At 58.1% G+C, this 18,143-nt stretch carries 18 protein-coding genes and 1 tRNA gene; 8 read left to right on the forward strand and 11 right to left on the reverse strand.

The window, feature by feature from the left end; translation table 11 throughout:
* Positions 1–28: 28 nt before the first annotated feature.
* The gene (locus AZE99_RS00375; RefSeq protein ID WP_067196889.1) at positions 29–391 is read right to left on the reverse strand and encodes a DUF4870 family protein; all 363 of its coding nucleotides are present in this window, start codon (positions 389–391) and stop codon (positions 29–31) included.
* A 233-nt stretch (positions 392–624) separates the two neighbouring features.
* Here AZE99_RS00375 and AZE99_RS00380 point away from each other — a divergent pair, with 233 nt between their 5' ends.
* From AZE99_RS00380 to rpoN, 5 genes are all read left to right on the forward strand, one after another.
* Positions 625–1,242: a ribonuclease D gene (locus AZE99_RS00380; protein ID WP_067196892.1), complete on the forward strand. Its 618-nt coding sequence runs from the start codon at positions 625–627 to the stop codon at positions 1,240–1,242.
* Between the two features lie 57 nt (positions 1,243–1,299).
* Positions 1,300–1,944 carry an LPS export ABC transporter periplasmic protein LptC gene (lptC, locus tag AZE99_RS00385; RefSeq protein WP_067196895.1) on the forward strand — a complete coding sequence of 215 codons (645 nt, stop codon included), beginning with the start codon at positions 1,300–1,302 and terminating at the stop codon, positions 1,942–1,944.
* On the forward strand, positions 1,945–2,493 hold the full coding sequence (locus AZE99_RS00390) for an LptA/OstA family protein (protein WP_067196897.1): 549 nt from the start codon (positions 1,945–1,947) through the stop codon (positions 2,491–2,493).
* A 231-nt stretch (positions 2,494–2,724) separates the two neighbouring features.
* Positions 2,725–3,486: an LPS export ABC transporter ATP-binding protein gene (gene lptB, locus AZE99_RS00395; RefSeq protein ID WP_067203117.1), complete on the forward strand. Its 762-nt coding sequence runs from the start codon at positions 2,725–2,727 to the stop codon at positions 3,484–3,486.
* Between the two features lie 2 nt (positions 3,487–3,488).
* Positions 3,489–4,994 carry an RNA polymerase factor sigma-54 gene (gene rpoN, locus AZE99_RS00400; protein WP_067196899.1) on the forward strand — a complete coding sequence of 502 codons (1,506 nt, stop codon included), beginning with the start codon at positions 3,489–3,491 and terminating at the stop codon, positions 4,992–4,994.
* Here rpoN and AZE99_RS00405 read toward each other — a convergent pair.
* From AZE99_RS00405 to AZE99_RS00430, 6 genes are all read right to left on the reverse strand, one after another.
* The gene (locus AZE99_RS00405; protein WP_067196901.1) at positions 4,991–5,509 is read right to left on the reverse strand and encodes a GNAT family N-acetyltransferase; all 519 of its coding nucleotides are present in this window, start codon (positions 5,507–5,509) and stop codon (positions 4,991–4,993) included. The two genes, rpoN and AZE99_RS00405, sit on opposite strands and share 4 nt — an antisense overlap.
* The gene (locus tag AZE99_RS00410; RefSeq protein WP_231862648.1) at positions 5,506–5,715 is read right to left on the reverse strand and encodes a DUF5818 domain-containing protein; all 210 of its coding nucleotides are present in this window, start codon (positions 5,713–5,715) and stop codon (positions 5,506–5,508) included. Before AZE99_RS00410 ends, AZE99_RS00405 begins: the two co-directional genes overlap by 4 nt.
* Entirely contained in the window at positions 5,712–6,683 is a 972-nt protein-coding gene (locus tag AZE99_RS00415; RefSeq protein WP_067196913.1) for an oxidoreductase, read from the reverse strand. The genes AZE99_RS00410 and AZE99_RS00415 overlap by 4 nt, the downstream gene beginning before the upstream one ends.
* A gap of 122 nt (positions 6,684–6,805) precedes the next feature.
* Positions 6,806–7,927 carry an alanine dehydrogenase gene (ald, locus tag AZE99_RS00420; protein WP_067196916.1) on the reverse strand — a complete coding sequence of 374 codons (1,122 nt, stop codon included), beginning with the start codon at positions 7,925–7,927 and terminating at the stop codon, positions 6,806–6,808.
* Positions 7,928–8,013: 86 nt separating this feature from the next.
* Positions 8,014–9,000: a peptidylprolyl isomerase gene (locus tag AZE99_RS00425; protein ID WP_067196919.1), complete on the reverse strand. Its 987-nt coding sequence runs from the start codon at positions 8,998–9,000 to the stop codon at positions 8,014–8,016.
* A 171-nt stretch (positions 9,001–9,171) separates the two neighbouring features.
* Positions 9,172–10,131: a peptidylprolyl isomerase gene (locus tag AZE99_RS00430; RefSeq protein WP_067196921.1), complete on the reverse strand. Its 960-nt coding sequence runs from the start codon at positions 10,129–10,131 to the stop codon at positions 9,172–9,174.
* Between the two features lie 219 nt (positions 10,132–10,350).
* On the opposite strand from AZE99_RS00430, the gene AZE99_RS00435 reads away from it, so the two are divergent.
* A tRNA-Ser gene (locus AZE99_RS00435) sits at positions 10,351–10,438 on the forward strand.
* 168 nt (positions 10,439–10,606) lie between these two features.
* Here the strand turns inward: AZE99_RS00435 and AZE99_RS00440 are convergent.
* Positions 10,607–11,398, reverse strand: coding sequence for a glutathione S-transferase family protein (locus AZE99_RS00440; protein WP_067196923.1), 792 nt, complete (start codon positions 11,396–11,398; stop codon positions 10,607–10,609).
* Positions 11,399–11,543: 145 nt separating this feature from the next.
* Positions 11,544–12,434 carry an oxygenase MpaB family protein gene (locus AZE99_RS00445; protein WP_082788172.1) on the reverse strand — a complete coding sequence of 297 codons (891 nt, stop codon included), beginning with the start codon at positions 12,432–12,434 and terminating at the stop codon, positions 11,544–11,546.
* An 82-nt stretch (positions 12,435–12,516) separates the two neighbouring features.
* Here AZE99_RS00445 and AZE99_RS00450 point away from each other — a divergent pair, with 82 nt between their 5' ends.
* A complete protein-coding gene (locus AZE99_RS00450) occupies positions 12,517–13,746 on the forward strand; it encodes an acyl-CoA dehydrogenase family protein (RefSeq protein WP_067196926.1) in 1,230 nt (409 codons plus the stop codon).
* Here AZE99_RS00450 and AZE99_RS00455 read toward each other — a convergent pair.
* Both AZE99_RS00455 and AZE99_RS00460 read right to left on the reverse strand, forming a co-directional pair.
* Positions 13,743–14,837, reverse strand: coding sequence for an acyl-CoA dehydrogenase family protein (locus AZE99_RS00455; protein ID WP_067196928.1), 1,095 nt, complete (start codon positions 14,835–14,837; stop codon positions 13,743–13,745). The two genes, AZE99_RS00450 and AZE99_RS00455, sit on opposite strands and share 4 nt — an antisense overlap.
* A gap of 44 nt (positions 14,838–14,881) precedes the next feature.
* On the reverse strand, positions 14,882–15,523 hold the full coding sequence (locus AZE99_RS00460) for a TetR family transcriptional regulator (RefSeq protein WP_067196931.1): 642 nt from the start codon (positions 15,521–15,523) through the stop codon (positions 14,882–14,884).
* Positions 15,524–15,637: 114 nt separating this feature from the next.
* On the opposite strand from AZE99_RS00460, the gene AZE99_RS00465 reads away from it, so the two are divergent.
* Positions 15,638–18,133 carry a TonB-dependent receptor gene (locus tag AZE99_RS00465; protein WP_067196934.1) on the forward strand — a complete coding sequence of 832 codons (2,496 nt, stop codon included), beginning with the start codon at positions 15,638–15,640 and terminating at the stop codon, positions 18,131–18,133.
* Positions 18,134–18,143 lie beyond the last annotated feature (10 nt).

Consider the following 18,143-nt stretch of genomic DNA (forward strand, 5'->3'; position numbering starts at 1 on the left):
GCTGAAATAGATGTTCATACGTCCCTATTCAGAACAGCCAGGTTTTCGGATCAGCAATGGGCTCCTGTTTCTGTGCTTTGAGCAATGCGACCACCGATCGTACCAAAATCCAGACGGCGAGGGCCAGCAATATGGGTATGCCAATTAAAACAAATGAGAGAATTCCACCGATAGTTCCCACGATCAATCCGATCACGAATGTCATGACATGGAATTGCAGATGGCTTTCTTCCCAGCTTCCAGCGACCTCATCCTTCCAGACCAATGCGAGAATGAAACCCACCAAGCCGGTGACACCCACGAAAAATCCCGCGATATAGAGAAGTGCAACTATGGTTGCCTTGTTGAGATCAAATCCGGGAGCAACCGGTTCGGGTATTTTCTCTGCCATATTGCCAAATCCCTATTTTATTCCCGCATTTGCGATACGAAATGAGGATCAAACTAAACTTGCTGTTTGAACCGGCCTGCGGCACATAGCATATTCAATGATGCGCTGCTGTCAATTTTCGCAGCCGGAGATCTGGCCAGGGTTCAAAACCCCGAGCCAAAACAGGTGTCTTGCCGATGCCACGGTTGAGAAAATGAAGTTGGCCCAGAGATTAAATAGACAGGCAAATATTAATGGCAGTTTTTTTTCATGAAGAAGATATTCCCGCCGGCGTTCTAGCCGATGGCGCTGTTGCGGTGGATACCGAAACCATGGGGCTTCAAACCCACCGTGACCGACTGTGTCTGCTTCAGATATCAGACGGTCAGGGGGATGAACATCTCGTGCGCTTCGGTCCTGATAGTGACTATTCTGCGCCAAATCTCAGGGCGATCCTATCCGACCAGAGCCGCCTGAAGCTCTACCATTTTGCCCGTTTCGATCTGGCGGCAATCGAACATTATCTTGAGGTGACGGCAGCTCCTGTCTTCTGCACTAAAATCGCTTCACGGCTGATCCGCACCTATACGGATCGTCACGGGCTAAAGGAAATTGTTCGCGAGCTTCTCGGTCAGGATATTTCCAAGCAGCAGCAATCTAGCGACTGGGGCAATCCCGAACTGAGCGAGGCGCAGCGGGAATATGCAGCTTCGGACGTCCGCTTCTTGCACAGATTGAAGGAAGAGTTGGAAGTCCGACTCGAACGCGAGGGCAGAACTGCCTTGGCCCAGGCCTGTTTCGATTTTCTGCCCGATCGTGCACGACTGGATCTGGCTGGTTGGGCGGAAACAGATATTTTTGCCCATGCCTAAACGGTTGGATGTCTTTTACAGTCGCCGTGACACTGATTTTGGGATTGTGGTTTAGCCATGTCAAACGCCGCTACGCTTATCCGGACCAAGCGTCAGGAATTTGCCGCTCCGAATGGCAAGCACGATCGAAATGTACGCTGGCTTCGCTTCATACTGCCGGTCGGGGTGGGGCTATTGGGTTCTATGCTGGCACTGGCACCATTCACCATGGGCGGCGAACTGAGTTTCGTCCTGGACAAGAATAGCGTCGATGTAGCCAAGGAACGCATGCGTGTGACCGAGGCACTCTATCGGGGGGAGGATAGCGAAGGCCGGCCCTTTTCTCTCAAAGCAGGATCTGCCGTGCAGAAAAGTTCGACCGAAGCGGTGGTTGAGCTGACCGATCTCTCCGCGCGGATATTGCTGAAGGATGGCCCGGCCCAGATTCGCGCAGGCGAAGGTCGCTACGACATGGACCTGGAAAATGTCCGGGTACCGGGCCCCGTGCAGGTGGAGGCCGCTAGCGGCTATCGGCTCTCTACGAGCAACGTGACCGTAGATCTCAGGCAGCGCACATTGCGAAGTGAAGGCGCTGTGGAAGGACGGACCAATATCGGCACTTTCGGGGCGGACCGGCTGGAAGCGGATCTGGCGGAGCGCACCGTGAGCCTCAATGGCAATGCCCGTTTGCGGATCGAACAAAATGGATTAAGAAGACCTTAGATGAAATTGAACTTTTTCTTTTCCCTTGCCACGGGCACAGTCGTCCTGACTTCCGCATTTTTATTGTTAGCAGGTCCTGCGCCGGCGCAAGTTTTCGGAGGCCACAATAGCAATGCACCGGTGAATTTCGACGCTGGACGGATTGAGGTGCAGGACCGAGCTGACCGCGTTGTTCTGTCTGGTGCGGTGCGCGTTGAGCAGGCTGGGCTGGTGCTCAATTCGGCGCGTATGACGGTGGCCTATCGGAGCACCGGGGGTATCGAGATTGACCGGATTGACGCTTCCGGCGGAGTTACCATTCGCAAGGCGGGTGACACTGCTTCGGGAGATGTTGCCATTTATGACCTCAATCGACGGTTAATCACCCTGATTGGGAATGTTAAGCTCACCCAGGGAACGAATCGTCTCTCTGGTGGTCGGGTCATAATCGATCTCGAATCGGGCAGATCCACAATCGATGGGCGCTCGTCCGGAGGTTCGTCAGTCGGAACGCAGAACTCCAGCGGGCGTGTGTCTGGTACATTCACTGTGCCCCAGCGGAAAGATTGAAGTCGCAATTCGCGACAGCCACAGGCAGTTTTGTTGTGGCCTATGACAAACCAAGCTGTTTCCCTTTCTGGCGATGCTTGATTTACCGTGAGAACCATCCATTTTCGATCTACCATGCACAAAGCTTGCCAATTCGGATGAAGATGGGGCATGCTGGCGGCCGATGGACATGACAGCCCACGCAAATGAGGACGAACGATGAACGATACAGCCGTGTCAGAAACGCCGATAATGGCTGATCCGGGTGCCGCCATGGCTAGCGATGCCATGGAACATGGCCTGGCAGTGGTTTCGATCGCCAAAAGTTACGACAAGCGCTCGGTTCTGTCCGATGTGTCGCTGTCGGTAGGGCGGGGCGAAGTCGTGGGGCTGCTGGGCCCCAATGGCGCGGGCAAAACGACTTGCTTTTATTCCGTCATGGGTCTGGTTCGACCGGATTCCGGACGAATCATGCTGGATGGTGAGGATATCACGTCGCTCCCCATGTATCGCCGGGCCATTCTCGGCATTGGTTATCTTCCTCAGGAAACGTCAATTTTTCGCGGAATGACCGTCGAACAGAATATCATGGCGGTTCTTGAAATGGTGGAGCCTGATACGCAGGTCAGGCACGAAACGCTCGATCGTTTGCTCGATGAATTCGGCTTGACCAAATTACGGAGTTCGCCGGCAATGGCGTTGTCCGGCGGCGAACGCCGGCGGTGCGAGATTGCCCGCGCGCTCGCGGCAAGCCCGTCGATCGTACTGCTGGATGAACCCTTTGCCGGCATCGATCCGCTGTCGATTGCGGATATTCGTGATCTGGTATGCCAGCTGCGCGAGCGCGGCATCGGCGTGTTGATCACCGACCATAATGTACGCGAGACGCTTGATATCGTCGACCGCGCCTGCATCATCTATGACGGCCAGGTGTTATTCGCCGGCAGTCCGGAAGATCTGGTTGCCGACGCCAATGTTCGCCGGCTCTATCTGGGTGAAGGTTTCGCGCTCTAGCCATGGCTCTCGCGCCTCGCCTCGATTTGCGGCAGAGCCAGTCGCTGGTGATGACGCCGCAATTGCAGCAGGCGATCAAGCTGCTGACCCTGTCCAATCTGGAGCTGGAAACCTACATTTCCGACGAGATCGAAAAAAACCCGCTTCTCGATACCGGAGAGATATCTACCGAGAGCGGCGATGCGGCTGACAGCGAGCTTCTGATAGAGCCCGGCGCGCAGGGGAGCGACGAGATATTGTCTTCGGGTCCGTCGGAATCCGAGTCTGCACTCGACATGCAAGGCGATACCGACAGCTTTTCCAACAATAGTCTTTCCGAAAGTGACGGTGCGCTCGACGGGCAAATGGGCTTGAACGGTGCGAGTTCCGGCTCTGCGGCGGGGGGTGAAGCGCCGGATTTCGAGAATATGCTGGTCGCTGAAATAACCCTTACCGACCATTTGATGGACCAGGCAGGCGCGGTTCTTTCCGGTACTGACCTCTTCATTGCGCAGCATATCATCGACCAGACCGACGAGTGCGGCTATTTGCAGGCAGACCTGCTGGAACTGGCTCAGCGCCTGAATGTCGCTCTGGTCGACATCGAGCGCATATTGGGCATCGTCCAGACACTGGATCCTGTCGGCGTCGGCGCACGGGATCTGGCTGAATGTCTTATGCTGCAGGCTAGGGATGCGGACCGCTATGATCCCGCCATGGCGCGGCTGATCGACAATCTGGACCTGCTGGCCAAAGGGGCCCTGCCGCAACTCAAGCGAATATGCGGGGTCGACGATGAAGACCTGATGGATATGATCAGTGAATTGCGCAACTATGATCCAAAGCCGGGCTGCAAGATTGGCGGCGGTGCGGTGCAGGCGGTTGTGCCCGATGTCTTCATCGCGGAGCGTGCGAACCGCTGGATCATCGAAGTGAACAGCGCCACCTTGCCGAAGGTATTGGTCAATCGCAGCTATTATTCCGAACTGAAAGACGGCGCGCAGGACAAGCAGTCGAAGGAATGGCTGAACGAATGCCTCGCCGATGCCAACTGGCTGGTCAAGGCGCTGGATCAAAGACAGCGCACGATCGTCAAGGTGGCGACCGAAATCGTCAAGCAGCAGGAAGAATTTTTCCGCAAAGGGGTTGAGCATCTCCGGCCGTTGACGCTGAAGAATATCGCCGAGCAGATCGAGATGCACGAGTCGACGGTCAGCCGGGTGACGTCGAACAAATATCTCTCCTGTTCCCGCGGGACGTTCGAGCTCAAATATTTCTTCACCAGCGGCATCCAGTCTTCCACCGGTGGCGAGGCGGCGTCGGCGGAAGCGGTGAAAAGTCATATCAAGTCCCTGATCGATAATGAGGACCCCAAGAAGATCCTGTCCGACGACAAGCTTGTCGCCCTGCTCAAGGACCGGGGCTTCGACATTGCCCGGCGCACAGTCGCCAAATATCGCGAAGCGCTTGGCCTGGGCAGTTCGGTCCAGCGCCGGCGCCAGAAAGCGCTGGAAGGCAAAGCCGCCTAGACCGGCTTGCGCAGCACCGCGAATTCCAGCTCTGGCGTCTTTGGCAAACCAAAGCGCCGATCACCATGCGGAAACGGCCGGTGCTCGCCGGTCCGGGCATAGCCACGGCGTTCATAATAAGCGATCAGGTCATTGCGCTGGCGGATGACGGTCATTTCGATCGCTTTTGCTTGCCAGTGGTCCCGAACAAAACGCTCTGATTCTGCCAGCAATCGCTTGCCCAAGCCGCCGGCCTGCAGCGTTGGATCGACGGTGAGCAGGCCGAGATAGGCGAGCCCGTCTCCAACATGGGAGAGCTGGACGCATCCGGTGATGCGATTCCCGTCCTTCGCCAGCAGGATGACCTGGTCGTTCGCCGCGATAATCTCGCGCAATGCCTTTGCATCGGTACGCTGTCCACCGAGCAAATCGGCCTCGTGGGTCCAGCCGCGCCGGGCGCTCTCTCCGCGATAGGCGCTTTCGACCAGCGCATGGAGCGCCGGGACATCGCCGTATTTTGCAGGTTCGAAATTCATGCCAGCCGGATCCCGTCCGCTTCCAGTATCGCGCTATCAATAATCCGCCCGATTATCACAACCCGCTTCTCGACCTCGTCGATCGGCGTGCGCAACAGTTCGAGCCGATAGCGGGTGCCATCGTCGCATTGCAAAAGGAAACCGCCTGCGTCGCGTTGCAGCAGCCCGGAAAATTCCCCGTCGTCTCGTTCTTCTGTCACCATCATGCCGTGGCGAGCAAGGCCTCGCTGATCTCCCAGAGCCGCTCTGCATCTTCGTCTACGGTAATATGTGGTGCGCAATGCTCATAGGGCAGCGAATCCTCGCCCATCAGTTGGGCGACATCGCAATCTTCGCAATAGACGCCCGGCATGTCGTCGAGCAGCGGTGAAGTGGCGGCCCATAAGGTAGTGGTGCAGCCCTGTGTCGGTGTTTTGAAGATTTCGGCAACCGCCGCTGGCACGGTGCCGTCCTCGTTGAGCCAGCCGAGTGCGATCTGTTCTTCTTTGGGCAGATGGCGTTGCAGCGGGGTGAAAATCCCGCCCGGATGGACCGAAAAAGCACGGCCACCGAAGCCCTGTATCCGTCGGCTGAGCGCATTGGCGAACAGGGCGTTGGCGCTTTTTGCCTGAGCATAGGCGACCCATTTGTCATAGTCGCTATTTTCAAACTGGATATCGTCCCACAATATGCCGTTGCGTTTGTGAGCGACGGACGACAGCGCGACGACGCGCGGGGAACTAGCTTTTTCCAGCAGCGGCAACAGCGCCTTGGTCAGCGCGAAATGGCCCATATGATTGATGCCGAACTGGCTTTCCCAGCCGGGTCCGACGCGGGCCAGCGGACAGGCCATTGTTCCGGCATTGTTGATCAGCAGATCAAGCGCCTCGATGCTGTCATAGACCGAAGAAGCGAAGCCGCGGACCGAATCAAGATCTGCGAGATCCATTTTTGCCGACGAGATATCACCCTCGATGGTCGAGAGATTTTCCTCCGCCTTGGCCGGATCACGGACCGGTACGATCACCGTGGCACCAGCGCCCGCCAGCGCCCGGGTGGTTTCCAGACCGATCCCGGAATAGCCGCCGGTAACAATCGCGGTCTTGCCGGTCAGGTCGATGCCGGCGAGCATCTCGTGCGGTTCGCTTCTGGCGTGAAATCCCGATCCGAGCGGTTTCTGGTCTGCTGCTGCCATGTTGGTCTGTCCTTTCCACTAATCCGTTCGTCCTTAGCCTGTCGAAGGACAACTTTCGTCCGAGAGGCGTGGTTCGACAAGCTCACCACGTGCGGATCAAACAACCTGTTCTCCAATCAGATCTAAGCCTTCAATCCCACAATCTCCGACACCGGCATATAGTCATAGCCCAGATCCTCGGCGACTGCCTTGTAGGTCACATGACCATTCCAGACGTTCAGCCCTTCGGCGAGATGGTGATCCTCGCGCAGCGCTATTTCCCAGCCCTTGTTGGCGATGGCCAGAGTATGCGGCAGGGTCACATTGTTGAGCGCATAGGTCGATGTCCGCGATACTGCGCCCGGCATATTGGCGACGCAATAATGGACGATATCGTCGACCACATAGGTCGGATCTTCGTGGGTGGTCGGCTTCGAGGTTTCGAAACAGCCGCCCTGGTCGATCGCCACATCGCATAGCACCGAACCGGGACGCATGGTCGACAGCATGTCGCGGGTCACCAGCTTGGGTGCTTCTGCACCGGGAATCAGCACGGCGCCGATCACCAGATCAGCCTCGGCCACACATTCGGCCAGATTGGCCTTGTTCGAGAAGCGCGTCTTGGCGCGCGATTCAAAATGGGTGCCAACCGATTCCAGCACGTCCGGATCGCGGTCGAGGATCGTTACATCCGCACCGAGACCGGCGGCCATTTGCGCAGCGTTGAAACCGACCACACCGCCGCCGATAATCGTGACCTTGCCGGGAGCCACGCCGGGCACGCCGCCAAGCAAGATGCCGCGGCCGCCATGAGCTTTTTCCAGCGCGGTCGCGCCGGCCTGGATCGACATGCGTCCGGCGACCTGGCTCATCGGCTTGAGCAAGGGCAGGCCACCAGTGCCGGTGACCGTTTCATAGGCAATGCAGATTGCTTTGGATTTCACCAGATCGGCGGTCTGTTCGGGATCGGGCGCAAGATGGAGATAGGTGAACAATATCTGGCCTTCACGCAGCATGGCGCGCTCGACCGGCTGCGGTTCCTTGACCTTGACCACCATTTCGCATTTTTCGAAGATTTCGGCCGCGGTCGAAGCGATTGTGGCGCCTGCATCGACATATTCGGAATCTTCCGCGCCGATACCCAGTCCGGCGCCGGTCTCGACCAGCACATCATGGCCGTTGGCGGTCAGTTCGCGGACCGATTCGGGGGTCAGGCCGACCCGATATTCGTGATTCTTGATTTCTCTGGGGGTACCAACGCGCATGGAGGAGCTCCTGTTCTGACGAGTCTAACGGACTATCATTACCAGCAAATGACGGAGGGCGCGAGACGCTTTGTAATATTATTACCCTATTTTGAAACTTTCCTAATCGGCACCGGCACGGTGCAGATATTGCCATAGCCGCCATGGGCCCCGATATATTGCAGCAGCGCCGGACTATAGCTGGCGAGATATTCATAGGCGGGCTGTTCGGCGAGAGACAATTCGCTGGCCAGCCGGATCGAGACAATCTCGATAAATTCCGACTTGTCGGCGTAGAAGCCGCCCGGATCGGTGCCGAGCGGCAGATTCTGCAAATGCTCCAGCCCGTCGATCACCCGTCCGACCATGCCGAAGGTCGTGTCGAGGCTGCGCGCCGCTTCGCCGGTGATCACCGACATTTCCGCGCCGCTTCCGGTGTCCGGTGGATCATAATGGGCAGGGGACAGCGCACCGCGACAGGTCAGCGGATAATATTTCGTCTCGCCGTCGACGGTCTTGCTGCCAATCGGCCAGCCGCCGCCGAAACCGACTTTCGCGCCATAGCTTTCATAGATGATCTTCATCAGCGATCGGATCGCAGTGCCCTGATACTCATTGCTATAATCGACCGCTGCCTTCAGCGCCGCCATATCGGTGTCGCGTCTGGCACCCAGCGCGGCGTTATAATATTCGCTCTCCGGCACGGTCTCGAGCCCTTTGGGTGGTGCCTTGGCATCGGGATTGCCACCGAACTGGGTGACGAAATCCTTGGCGACGCGGTAGATTTTGGTGCCGTCCCACCAGCGGGTACGGGCAAGGGTGCGGACATTGCGAACATGGCCGCCGGAAAGCTCGGGCGGGAGTAGCTGGATCACCGCCTGACGTTTGCTCCCGTCTGCCGTGTCGGGCAGGGTGAGGACCATCAGGTCGGTGAGCGGGATCGGAAGCCAATGGTCGGCTGGGGTGGAGGCGAGAATTTCTGCCGGCGTGGCTTGGGGCGTTTCTTCTTGTGCGAGCGCTGGAGACACGAGCGAAAAACAGGCTGCCGCAAGCGACCAAAATGCGATGCGCGCTGATCGAAGATGCTTTTTCATGCTGCTCTTTCCGCGTCGAACTTTACAAACTTTACAGTGTTAAAGAAAAGAAAGCCTTCTCTCCCCGCGGAGCCGTCAAAATGCTGAAAATCAGGGAATGAGAAGGATGCTGGCAGGTCTATTGTCATGGCGTTGGTTTACGCATTTCCGCTGGTGTAGGAAAGATGACTTTCACTCTCCGCTCACCCGGCGCACCGGCACGGGAATATTGCAGATATCCGCTCCACCTGCTGGCACAATGAAAAACGGATCAAGCCGATTGGCCCGCGCATCGGCATATTTCGCGAAGCTGCTGCTTTCGGTATCGAGATATTCGAAGGCGGGAGATGCGCCTTCGGCAAGCGCGTCACCCAGCCGGATGGATCTAATCGGCACGCGCTTGCTGGCATCCTCGTAGAAACCCAATTGTCCCTTGCCGCGCGGCAGGCTGGAGAGATGCTCAATCCCTTCGATCACCCGCCCGATCACGGCAATGTTGCGATCGAGATGTCGCGGCGCATGGCCGATCACGGTGTAAAGTTCGGCACCGCTGCCGGTGTCGGGGGAATAATTGCGGCCGACGCCGACCGCACCGTAGCAGTGGACGGGCCATTTTCCCTGACCGTAGGCAATCTGCCAGCCCCCTTCGAAGCTGGTGATAATACTGTAAGCATCTTTTTCGCTCGCCGCGCTATCTAAAACGACCGCTCTTTTGCCATTATCTTCAGCGACATAATCACTCTCCGGCACCGTCTCCAACCCCTCCGGCAAAGCCTTCTGCCCGGTCTCGCCCGATTCCGGATTATCGTAACCGGGATCGCCCCATTGCACGACATAATTGTCCTGCACCCGGTTGATGCTGGTGCCGTCCCACCAGTGCGCCGCGGCCAGCTTGCGGATATTGCGGATCCAGCCCTGCGAAAACGGTTCGGGCATCAGCTGGATGACCACGCGGCGGGCATTGCCCTCGGCATCGGCGGCGAGGTCCATGACCAGCAGGTCGCTCGGCGCGATCTTCACCCAGTCGCTGGTCGGGGCTGCATCGACGATGGCATTGGGGCTGGGATATTCAGACGTCGCGGTTTCTTGTGCGGAAATGGATGTCGAGCTCAACAGAGCGAACAGTGAAACAACGGCGCTGATTTTTCTCATAAAGACATCCCCATAATTCCGTTCGTGGTGAGCCTGTCGAAGCACAGCCATTGACGCACCCGGTCCTTCGACAGGCTCAGGAGGAACGGATCATTTTTCCAACATTCTGTTCACTGCGCACCCTAACGCGACACAATCGCTTGCGAAAGCGCGAATCCGGCATTAGGGAAGCGGCGCTGTCTGACATTCGACCGGATTCACGGGTCAGATGGTATTTGCGGAGCCGTGGCAGAGTGGTCGATCGCGCACGCTTGGAAAGCGTGTATAGGGCAACCTATCGAGGGTTCGAATCCCTCCGGCTCCGCCATTCATCCTGTTCGTTCCGATTCGTATCCATGCGGAGAGCGACGATCCATGTCCAAGCCGCTCCCTTTCGTCGCGTAACGCGCGGACTTCGTTCGAAAAGGGCTAAGGATCGGAAGGCTGCAGGATGAGGTCGTCAGCATTCGGCTGGCGAAAATCCGTCTGGTTGTTATCAGGGCTGGCCAGGTTCCGGCGTGAAGCGGATGTTGCCTTTTGCCAGGCCGCGTTCGACGATTTCCAGACCGCCGGACTTGATCATCCATTCCAGCCGGTGATCCCGATATTCACGCTTGAACAGGCCCGCCTCTACTGCCCCCGCGACCTGTTCCATCCCGGCGAGGACCGCTTGTGCCGCCTCTTGCGCCGCAGCGACAGAGGCACGTTGGTTCGCCCGGACAAGCCAAGCGGCAAGCTTCGATCCAGCGGGCGGCGAATAGCCGAAGCCGCTCGCTCCGTTGAGGAAGGGCGCCGCGCATAGATCGCCCCAGCCGAACCGATCACCCGCAAACCACTCGGCTTCGCCCAGCTTTTCTTCCAGCCAGCGATGATAGGCCGCGATCTGATCGGCCGCCGCGACTTCAATCCTCTCGGCGAGTTCACCCGCGCCCCGCTTGAACCAGTGCAATTCTCCCAAACCCCAGACGATCGCCTCGAACTGGGTATCCAGCATATCCTCGATGGCGCGCTGCTTTGCCCGTTCGACGGGGCCTTCGGGAAGCAAGGCGGGTTCGGGCCACTTGTCCTCGATATATTCGAGAATGATGGTCGAATCGAAGAGACATGTATCGCCGTCTATCAGCGCCGGCACTTCCAGACGCGGGCTGGCATCGGCGAAGGCATCCGGCACCCCGCCCGCTCCGATGCCGTCGGGAATGCGCGTTTCATAGGCGATGCCCTTCTCGTCTAGGGCAATCTTGATTTTCTGCGCATAGGGCGAAAGCGGGTGGTCATAAAGCAATATCATGGGTGGTATTTCCTCTCAGCATGTTATTTTGGCCAGACGCCTGGCGAGGCTCGCATCGGCTTTGTCGATGTTCGGACCGACCCCCATGAACGGCCTTTCCCGGCGCTCATGCAATACCGTTCGTTCCTTTCCGGAAGACGTCGAATTACTGCCAGGCCGTGTTGCCCGGCAGGCCGAGCCTGAGAGCGGCCTGATAAGCTGGAGACTCGGTGTCGACTTTCTTGTCTGCCTGCCGTCCGATGAATTTCACCATCAGCCTCTCCGGTAGCGAGAGGTTCCATTCCGGACCGAGATCGAGCTTCTCGCGCACGATCGGCGGCAGGATGTCGACGGCGGCGCGGGCAAGCGCGCGGTGGATGAAGGCGGGAATCTGCGGGCGCGCCTTTCCGGAGGAAACGATCTCGAGGAAATCGCTGTTGATCTGATGCGGTTCGAAGCGCGGAACCAGACGCTCCATCATGACAAGGAAATCGGCTTCGGAATGGGGGATTTCGGTGACGCCGTAGAGTTTCGCGATTTCGTCGCCGCCGGTCCAGTAGTCAAGCTTCTCTTCCTCGCTCAGTTTGTGGACGAAGCGATCGTAGGCGGTAAGGAAGCCATATTGCGCGGTGGCCGAGACCCAGTCGAGCAATTCGGGATCTTGCGCGGTATATTTCTCCCCGTTCGGGGTTTCGCCGGCAACCTTTGCGTGCATCCGGTTGACTCCGCCGATCACCCGCTGCGCCATGCTTTTCGGGCCATATACACCCAGCATCGCCGCCATGCCGGTCCGTTGCGAGCGGCCGATAGGATCGACCGGATAGACCGAATGGTCCCACACGCCGGACCGGATGCGCGCGTCGGCAAATTCGAGCAGCACCGCAGCGACCCCGCCAATACCCATGGCAATGCTGTTCTTGAAGATGCGCCAGTGCATCGAACCGGGCGCGCAAATGGCTTCCTCGCCTTCCGGCCTGGTGAAGTCTATCTTTGTCGGAGTCGTGCTCTTCTGATAGGTTCTGGTTGCCGGTTTTGTGATCGACGCATGTTCGTTCATGATGCCTAGGCCCTTCGCGCGGAGTTGACGTTATGGCGAAAGATGTTATCAGAACTGATAAATGATGGCAAACGGATATAGTATGAACCTCGATTGGTCCCCCGAAGACAAGGCATTTGCAGCCGATCACGCAGCGCTGCTCGAACGCGAGCTAACAGAGGATATCCGGGATGCCGGGCGGCATGCGACTAGCGTCTATCCCGACCACGAAGCCTCGATGGCGTGGCAACTGAAACTCAATGCAGCCGGTCTTGCGGCACCGCACTGGCCGGTCGAGCATGGCGGCAAGGAATGGAGCGTTGCCCAGCATTATCTCTACGCCAACGAAAAGGCGAAAGCAGGCGCGCCTTCGCTTTCGCCGATGGGCATCCATATGGTCGCCCACGTTATCGCCGCCTTTGGCACGCCCGAACAGAAGGATTATTTCCTGCCGCGCATTCTCACCGGTGAGGTGTTCTTCTGCCAGGGCTATTCCGAACCCAATGCCGGCTCCGATCTCGCTGCACTGCAAATGAGCGCCATTTCCGATGGCGAGGATTTTATACTCAATGGCTCGAAAATCTGGACCACGCATGCGCAGGAGGCGAACTGGATCTTCTGCCTCGTGCGCACCAGCAGCGAGGGCAGGAAACAGCAGGGTATCACGTTCATTCTGGTGCCGATGGACCGGGATGGCATAACCGTACGCCCCCTGACCATGCTGTCGGGCGAAACGGTGCAGAACCAGGTCTTCTTCGACGATGCCCGCGTGGCCAAGGCCAATGTCATTGGCGAAGTCGACGAGGGCTGGCGGGTGGCGAAATATTTGCTCGAGTTCGAGCGTGGCGGCTCGGCTTATTCGGCGGGCCTCAGGATTCGCGCGCAGGCAATTGAAAAACATGCGCTTGCACAGATGCGGGGAGACCGGCCGTATCACGAGCATGGCGACTTCGCCCAGCGGCTGGCGCGGGCCATGATCCGGATCGATGTCCTCGAAGTGCTGGAGCTGAAGCTGCTGTCATCGGCTGGCCGGGGCCAGAGCGTGGGCGCCATGTCCTCCCTGATGAAGATCATGGGCACCGAACTGGCACAACATCTGACCGAACTCGCGCTCGAGATTGCCGGTCCGAGCGGAAGCGTGTTCCAGCCGCATCCGACTCGGCCAGGGGCAGACATTCCCGACTATCAAGCCCCCGAGGACGGATATGTCTCGGGCGAAACCTGGCAGGCCATTGCGCCACTGCAATATCTCAACGAGCGAGCGGGTTCTATCTATGCGGGTTCAAACGAGGTGCAGCGCAATATCCTCGCCAAGGCCGTACTCGGCCTCTAGGCGGCCTGCCGCGTCTTGCGATACCGCTCGACATGGTCGGCTGCACTGCCAAGCTTATATTCGAGCACCGTTGCGCGCTTGAAATAATGGCCGACGCGTAGTTCTTCGGTCAGGCCCATCGCGCCGTGCAGCTGCACCGCTTCCTGACCGATCCGGCGCAGGCCATCGGAGGCAGTCGCCTTGGCTGCCGAAACTGCGCAGGGCTGATCGACCTTGAGCGCGGCCAGTAACGAGGCTGCCTCGATCTCCTGTGCTTTCGCCCACATGTCGACCATCCGATGCTGCAACGCCTGGAAGGATGAAATCGGCACGCCGAATTGCTCACGCTCCTTGCTGTAGGCCACGGTGTCCTCAACCATGACCGAAGCAATCCCAGCACTTTCCGCGCATAGCGCCGAAAGCGCGCGATCAACGGCCGCTTCAAGGGCTGGCAGGACCGAGTCCCCGCGCGCGATCAGGGCGTCGGCCGGGACATTGAAGCCGTCGAGCAGGATGTCCGCCGAAGGTGTATCGTCAATCAGGGCATATGGCTTGAGCGACGAACCGAGCGCGGCCGGTTCGACCGCGAAGAGGCCCAATTCGCCGTCTTCCAGCCGGGCCGGTATCAGGACAAGACTGGCATGGCTGGCGAAATCGACGACGAGTTTCGTGCCCGACAGGATCCAACCTTTCTCTGTCTCGCTTGCGCGGGTCTCGACCAGAGAGACATCACCCCGTGTCTGTGGCTCCTCGATAGCCGTAGTGACCAGCAGGCCTTCCCCTGCAATCGCCTTCGCAATATTGGTGGCACCGACGCTGCCAAGCAGCGTGGCCGAAAGGACGTTGCAGGCAATATAGGGCGTGACGGCCAGCGCGCGTCCCTGGGCAGCAGCGATAGTCATCTCGCTTTGACTACCGCCGCCAAAGCCGCCCAGTTCCTCGGGCAGTCCCGCAGAAGCAACACCAAGCTCCGCATCCAACGCGCGCCAGAAAGCTAGAAATTCACCGCCGCCTTTCTGGCTGCGGCGGGTGTCAAACGGCAGACGCTTCTCGAGATATCGATCAAGCGATTGCTGGAGCAGTTGCTGGTCTTCGTCAAATTGTAGATTCATGCCCGCGCTTATGACATGGCGAAGAAAATTATCAAGTCTGATAATTAAACGAGCAGGCCCGCCATCAGCGTTTCAACCGTCTGCTTCTTGTAACGCTCGTGCAGCGCATCATCCGCCTCGGCAATTCCGCCAAATACGGCTGACAGTGTGAACCGGTTGGCATAGAGGCCATCGGCCGATCCGATCGTGTTGAAGTAGAACAGCTTGGGATCAACTTTGCGAAACTCGCCCGCCGCTATACCATCCTGAATGATCCGGTGCTGCGCGCTGGCAATCGGCTTGAGCAGTTCTTCCGCGATATGATGAACGCGCTCGGGCGTGGCGTCGCGGACCATCAGCTGGATCAGGCGGTTGAGATAGGGAATCTGGTAATAGGTATCGAGTATGCCTTCGAGGTGAATGCGCATCCGTTCGGTTGGGCTGACATCGAGCCGGAACAGCGCTCCCAACTGCCTGATCCGGACACCGACGTCACGGTCCAGCAAGGCAAGCAACATGCCTTCCTTGCTGCCGAAATAATAGCGGATCATGCCGTGATTGACCTCGGCGCGCGCGGCAATGTCGAGGATTCCGATCTCAACCGTGTCCAGTTCGCGCATCAGCGCACTGGCCGCATCGAGCAGCGTTTCGCGGATCGCCCCCTTAGCCGATTGGCGGGTCGCAGTGGCGGACTGGGATCGTGTCATCCTTCTATCCATGCGCATTTTGCCACTCGATAGCAATCGCTCTTGCTAAAATTATCAGAGCTGATAATCTATCAAGCCTGATAACGTTTCGCAAAGATAACGGGGAGAGGATTGATGAAGAGGATCACAAGGGACTTTTTCGCTTGTGGTGTGGCCGGAATTGCGCTGGGCCTGCCTTCTATGGGCCATGCGCAATCGGCCAGCGATGATGAAGTGGCGGCCGAACAGGGCGTAGATCGCAACGCCATCATTGTTACGGCCAACCGGCGCGAGGAAGCGATCACCGATGTCGGCGTCGCCATCCAGGCATTTTCGGGAGAGCAGCTCGACAAATTGCAGGTCAATTCGACCGAAGATCTTCAGGCCGTGGTTCCCAGCCTCAATGTGTCGAGAGGCTATCAGGGCATCCCGATTTACACGCTGCGCGGAATCGGTTTCAACACCATCAACCTTTCGGCGACCTCGACGGTCGGCACCTATCAGGACGAAGTTGCACTCGCCTATCCGTTCATGAACAGTGGCCCGGTGTTTGATCTTGAACGCGTCGAGGTTCTCAAGGGGCCGCAAGGCACGCTTTATGGACGCAATACGACCGGCGGCCTTGTCAACTTCATATCTGCCAAACCAGAATTCGGCGACTTCAACGGCAGCATCGCGGTTGATCTCGGGTCCGAGGAGACGCTCAACACCAAGGGACATCTCAATATCCCGATCGGCGAGTCGGTTGCCCTGCGCGCAGCTTGGCGAACCGAACGCAGCTGGGAAGGCTGGCAGAAAAGTATCTCGCGCGACGAGAAACAGGGCCAAGTTGAACGCTACGGCGGTCGTTTGACGATCGCTGCCGACCCGATCCCCGATATGCATATCGAACTGGCAGCTAATTTCTGGGTCAACAAATCGGATACGCTGGCGGCACAGGCCGTAGGCTTCACGCCGAACACCGATCCGGCCAACGGCACGCTGTTCAGCCTTTTCAACGCTGCCGGGCTTCCCGCCTACGTGGCAGCCAATGGCAATAACTGGAGCAGCGACACGGCCGACTGGCAACCGCTTGACCAGCGTGCACAGAATATCGGTCGCGGCACAGGGATCGACCGCCCTAATGCCGAAGACAGCAATTTCTATGGTCTGCGCGCCATGTTGCAGTTCGACTTCACGCCCGATGTCAGCTTCATTTCGTTGACTGGCTTCAACCATGTGAAGCGCGATGCAAGCTATGACTGGAGCGGCGCGCCATATGAAATTCTCAGCCAGCATGCCGAAGGCGAAATCGACTCGCTTTCGCAGGAAATTCGTTTCCAGGGGACCACCGGCCCTGCCGAATGGGTCGTTGGCGGATATTATGCGAATGACAAGGTGGTCGATACCAACCAGACGTTGCTGGGCGAAAATGCGAATGTGGGCGCAATCCGCGCGCTGATCCTCGCTCCGCAGGCGGCGCTGGGTGGTGCGAGCATTTTCGATGCATTCAACACCTTCGGCTACACACCCGCCGACGTCCTGACATCCTTTCGTACCTATCGCGACGAGGCTGAATTCGACGTCGAAACCTTCAGTGCCTTCGCGAGTGCGGACTGGGAGCTTTCACCCTCGCTGACGCTGACCACCGGAATCCGATACACTCAGGATACCCAGGATTACGAAGGCTGCTCGCGCGATTTGAACGGATCGATGCTGCCCAATGTGAACCTGTTCAACCGCTTTTTCTTCTTTACCAGTTATGGTGCGATCACCGCTCCGATATCGGAAAACCAGTGCAACACCTTCGACGTCGACACGCTGACCTTCGGACCCGTTACTTCAAGACTGAAGGAAGACAATGTCGCCTGGCGCGGGGCGCTGACCTGGCAGCCGAATGACGATACGCTGCTCTACGCCTCGGTATCGCGCGGATACAAAGCCGGCTCGACCCCGGTCAATGCTGCCAATATTGCCACGCAGAACCGCCCGGCACGGCAGGAGCAACTGACCGCCTACGAAGTCGGAACCAAGCTCGCTCTTGCCAATCTGTCGTTCAACCTCAACCTTGCCGGCTTCTATTATGACTATTCCGACAAGCAACTGGCGGTCTATTTCGCTGACCCGATCTACACGACTTTGCTGCGGCTCGATAACATCCCTGAATCGCGGGCCTATGGCATCGACGGAGATTTCACCTGGTTTGCCACCGACGAGCTGACGCTATCGGTAGCGGCCACCTGGCTGCAAACGGAGATCATCGGTTACCAGGGCATCAATGCCGCTGGCCAGCCTCTGGATTATGACGGCTTTGCATTTCCCTACAGCCCCGAATTCTCGGGTGCCGCAACAATCACTTATGATACGCCGATCACCTCTGACCTCGGTCTGCGTGCCATGGTAAATGGCCGCTACCAGTCATCCACTTCGAGTACGATTGAGGACTTCGATCCGCTGGCGATTGATAGCTACGGCATTCTCAACACCAGCCTTGCGCTCTACGATCTGGATGGTGTTTGGGAAGCCTCCATCTGGGGCCGCAACGTAACCGACACCTATTATTGGTCATCGGCCGCGACCAACGCGAATAGCGCGGTTCGCTTTCCCGGTCGTTCTGCCAGCTACGGTGCCACCGTCCGCATGCGCTTTTAAGAAAGGATAA

The organism is Sphingorhabdus sp. M41 (genome assembly GCF_001586275.1).
In the GTDB taxonomy this organism is placed as follows: domain Bacteria; phylum Pseudomonadota; class Alphaproteobacteria; order Sphingomonadales; family Sphingomonadaceae; genus Parasphingorhabdus.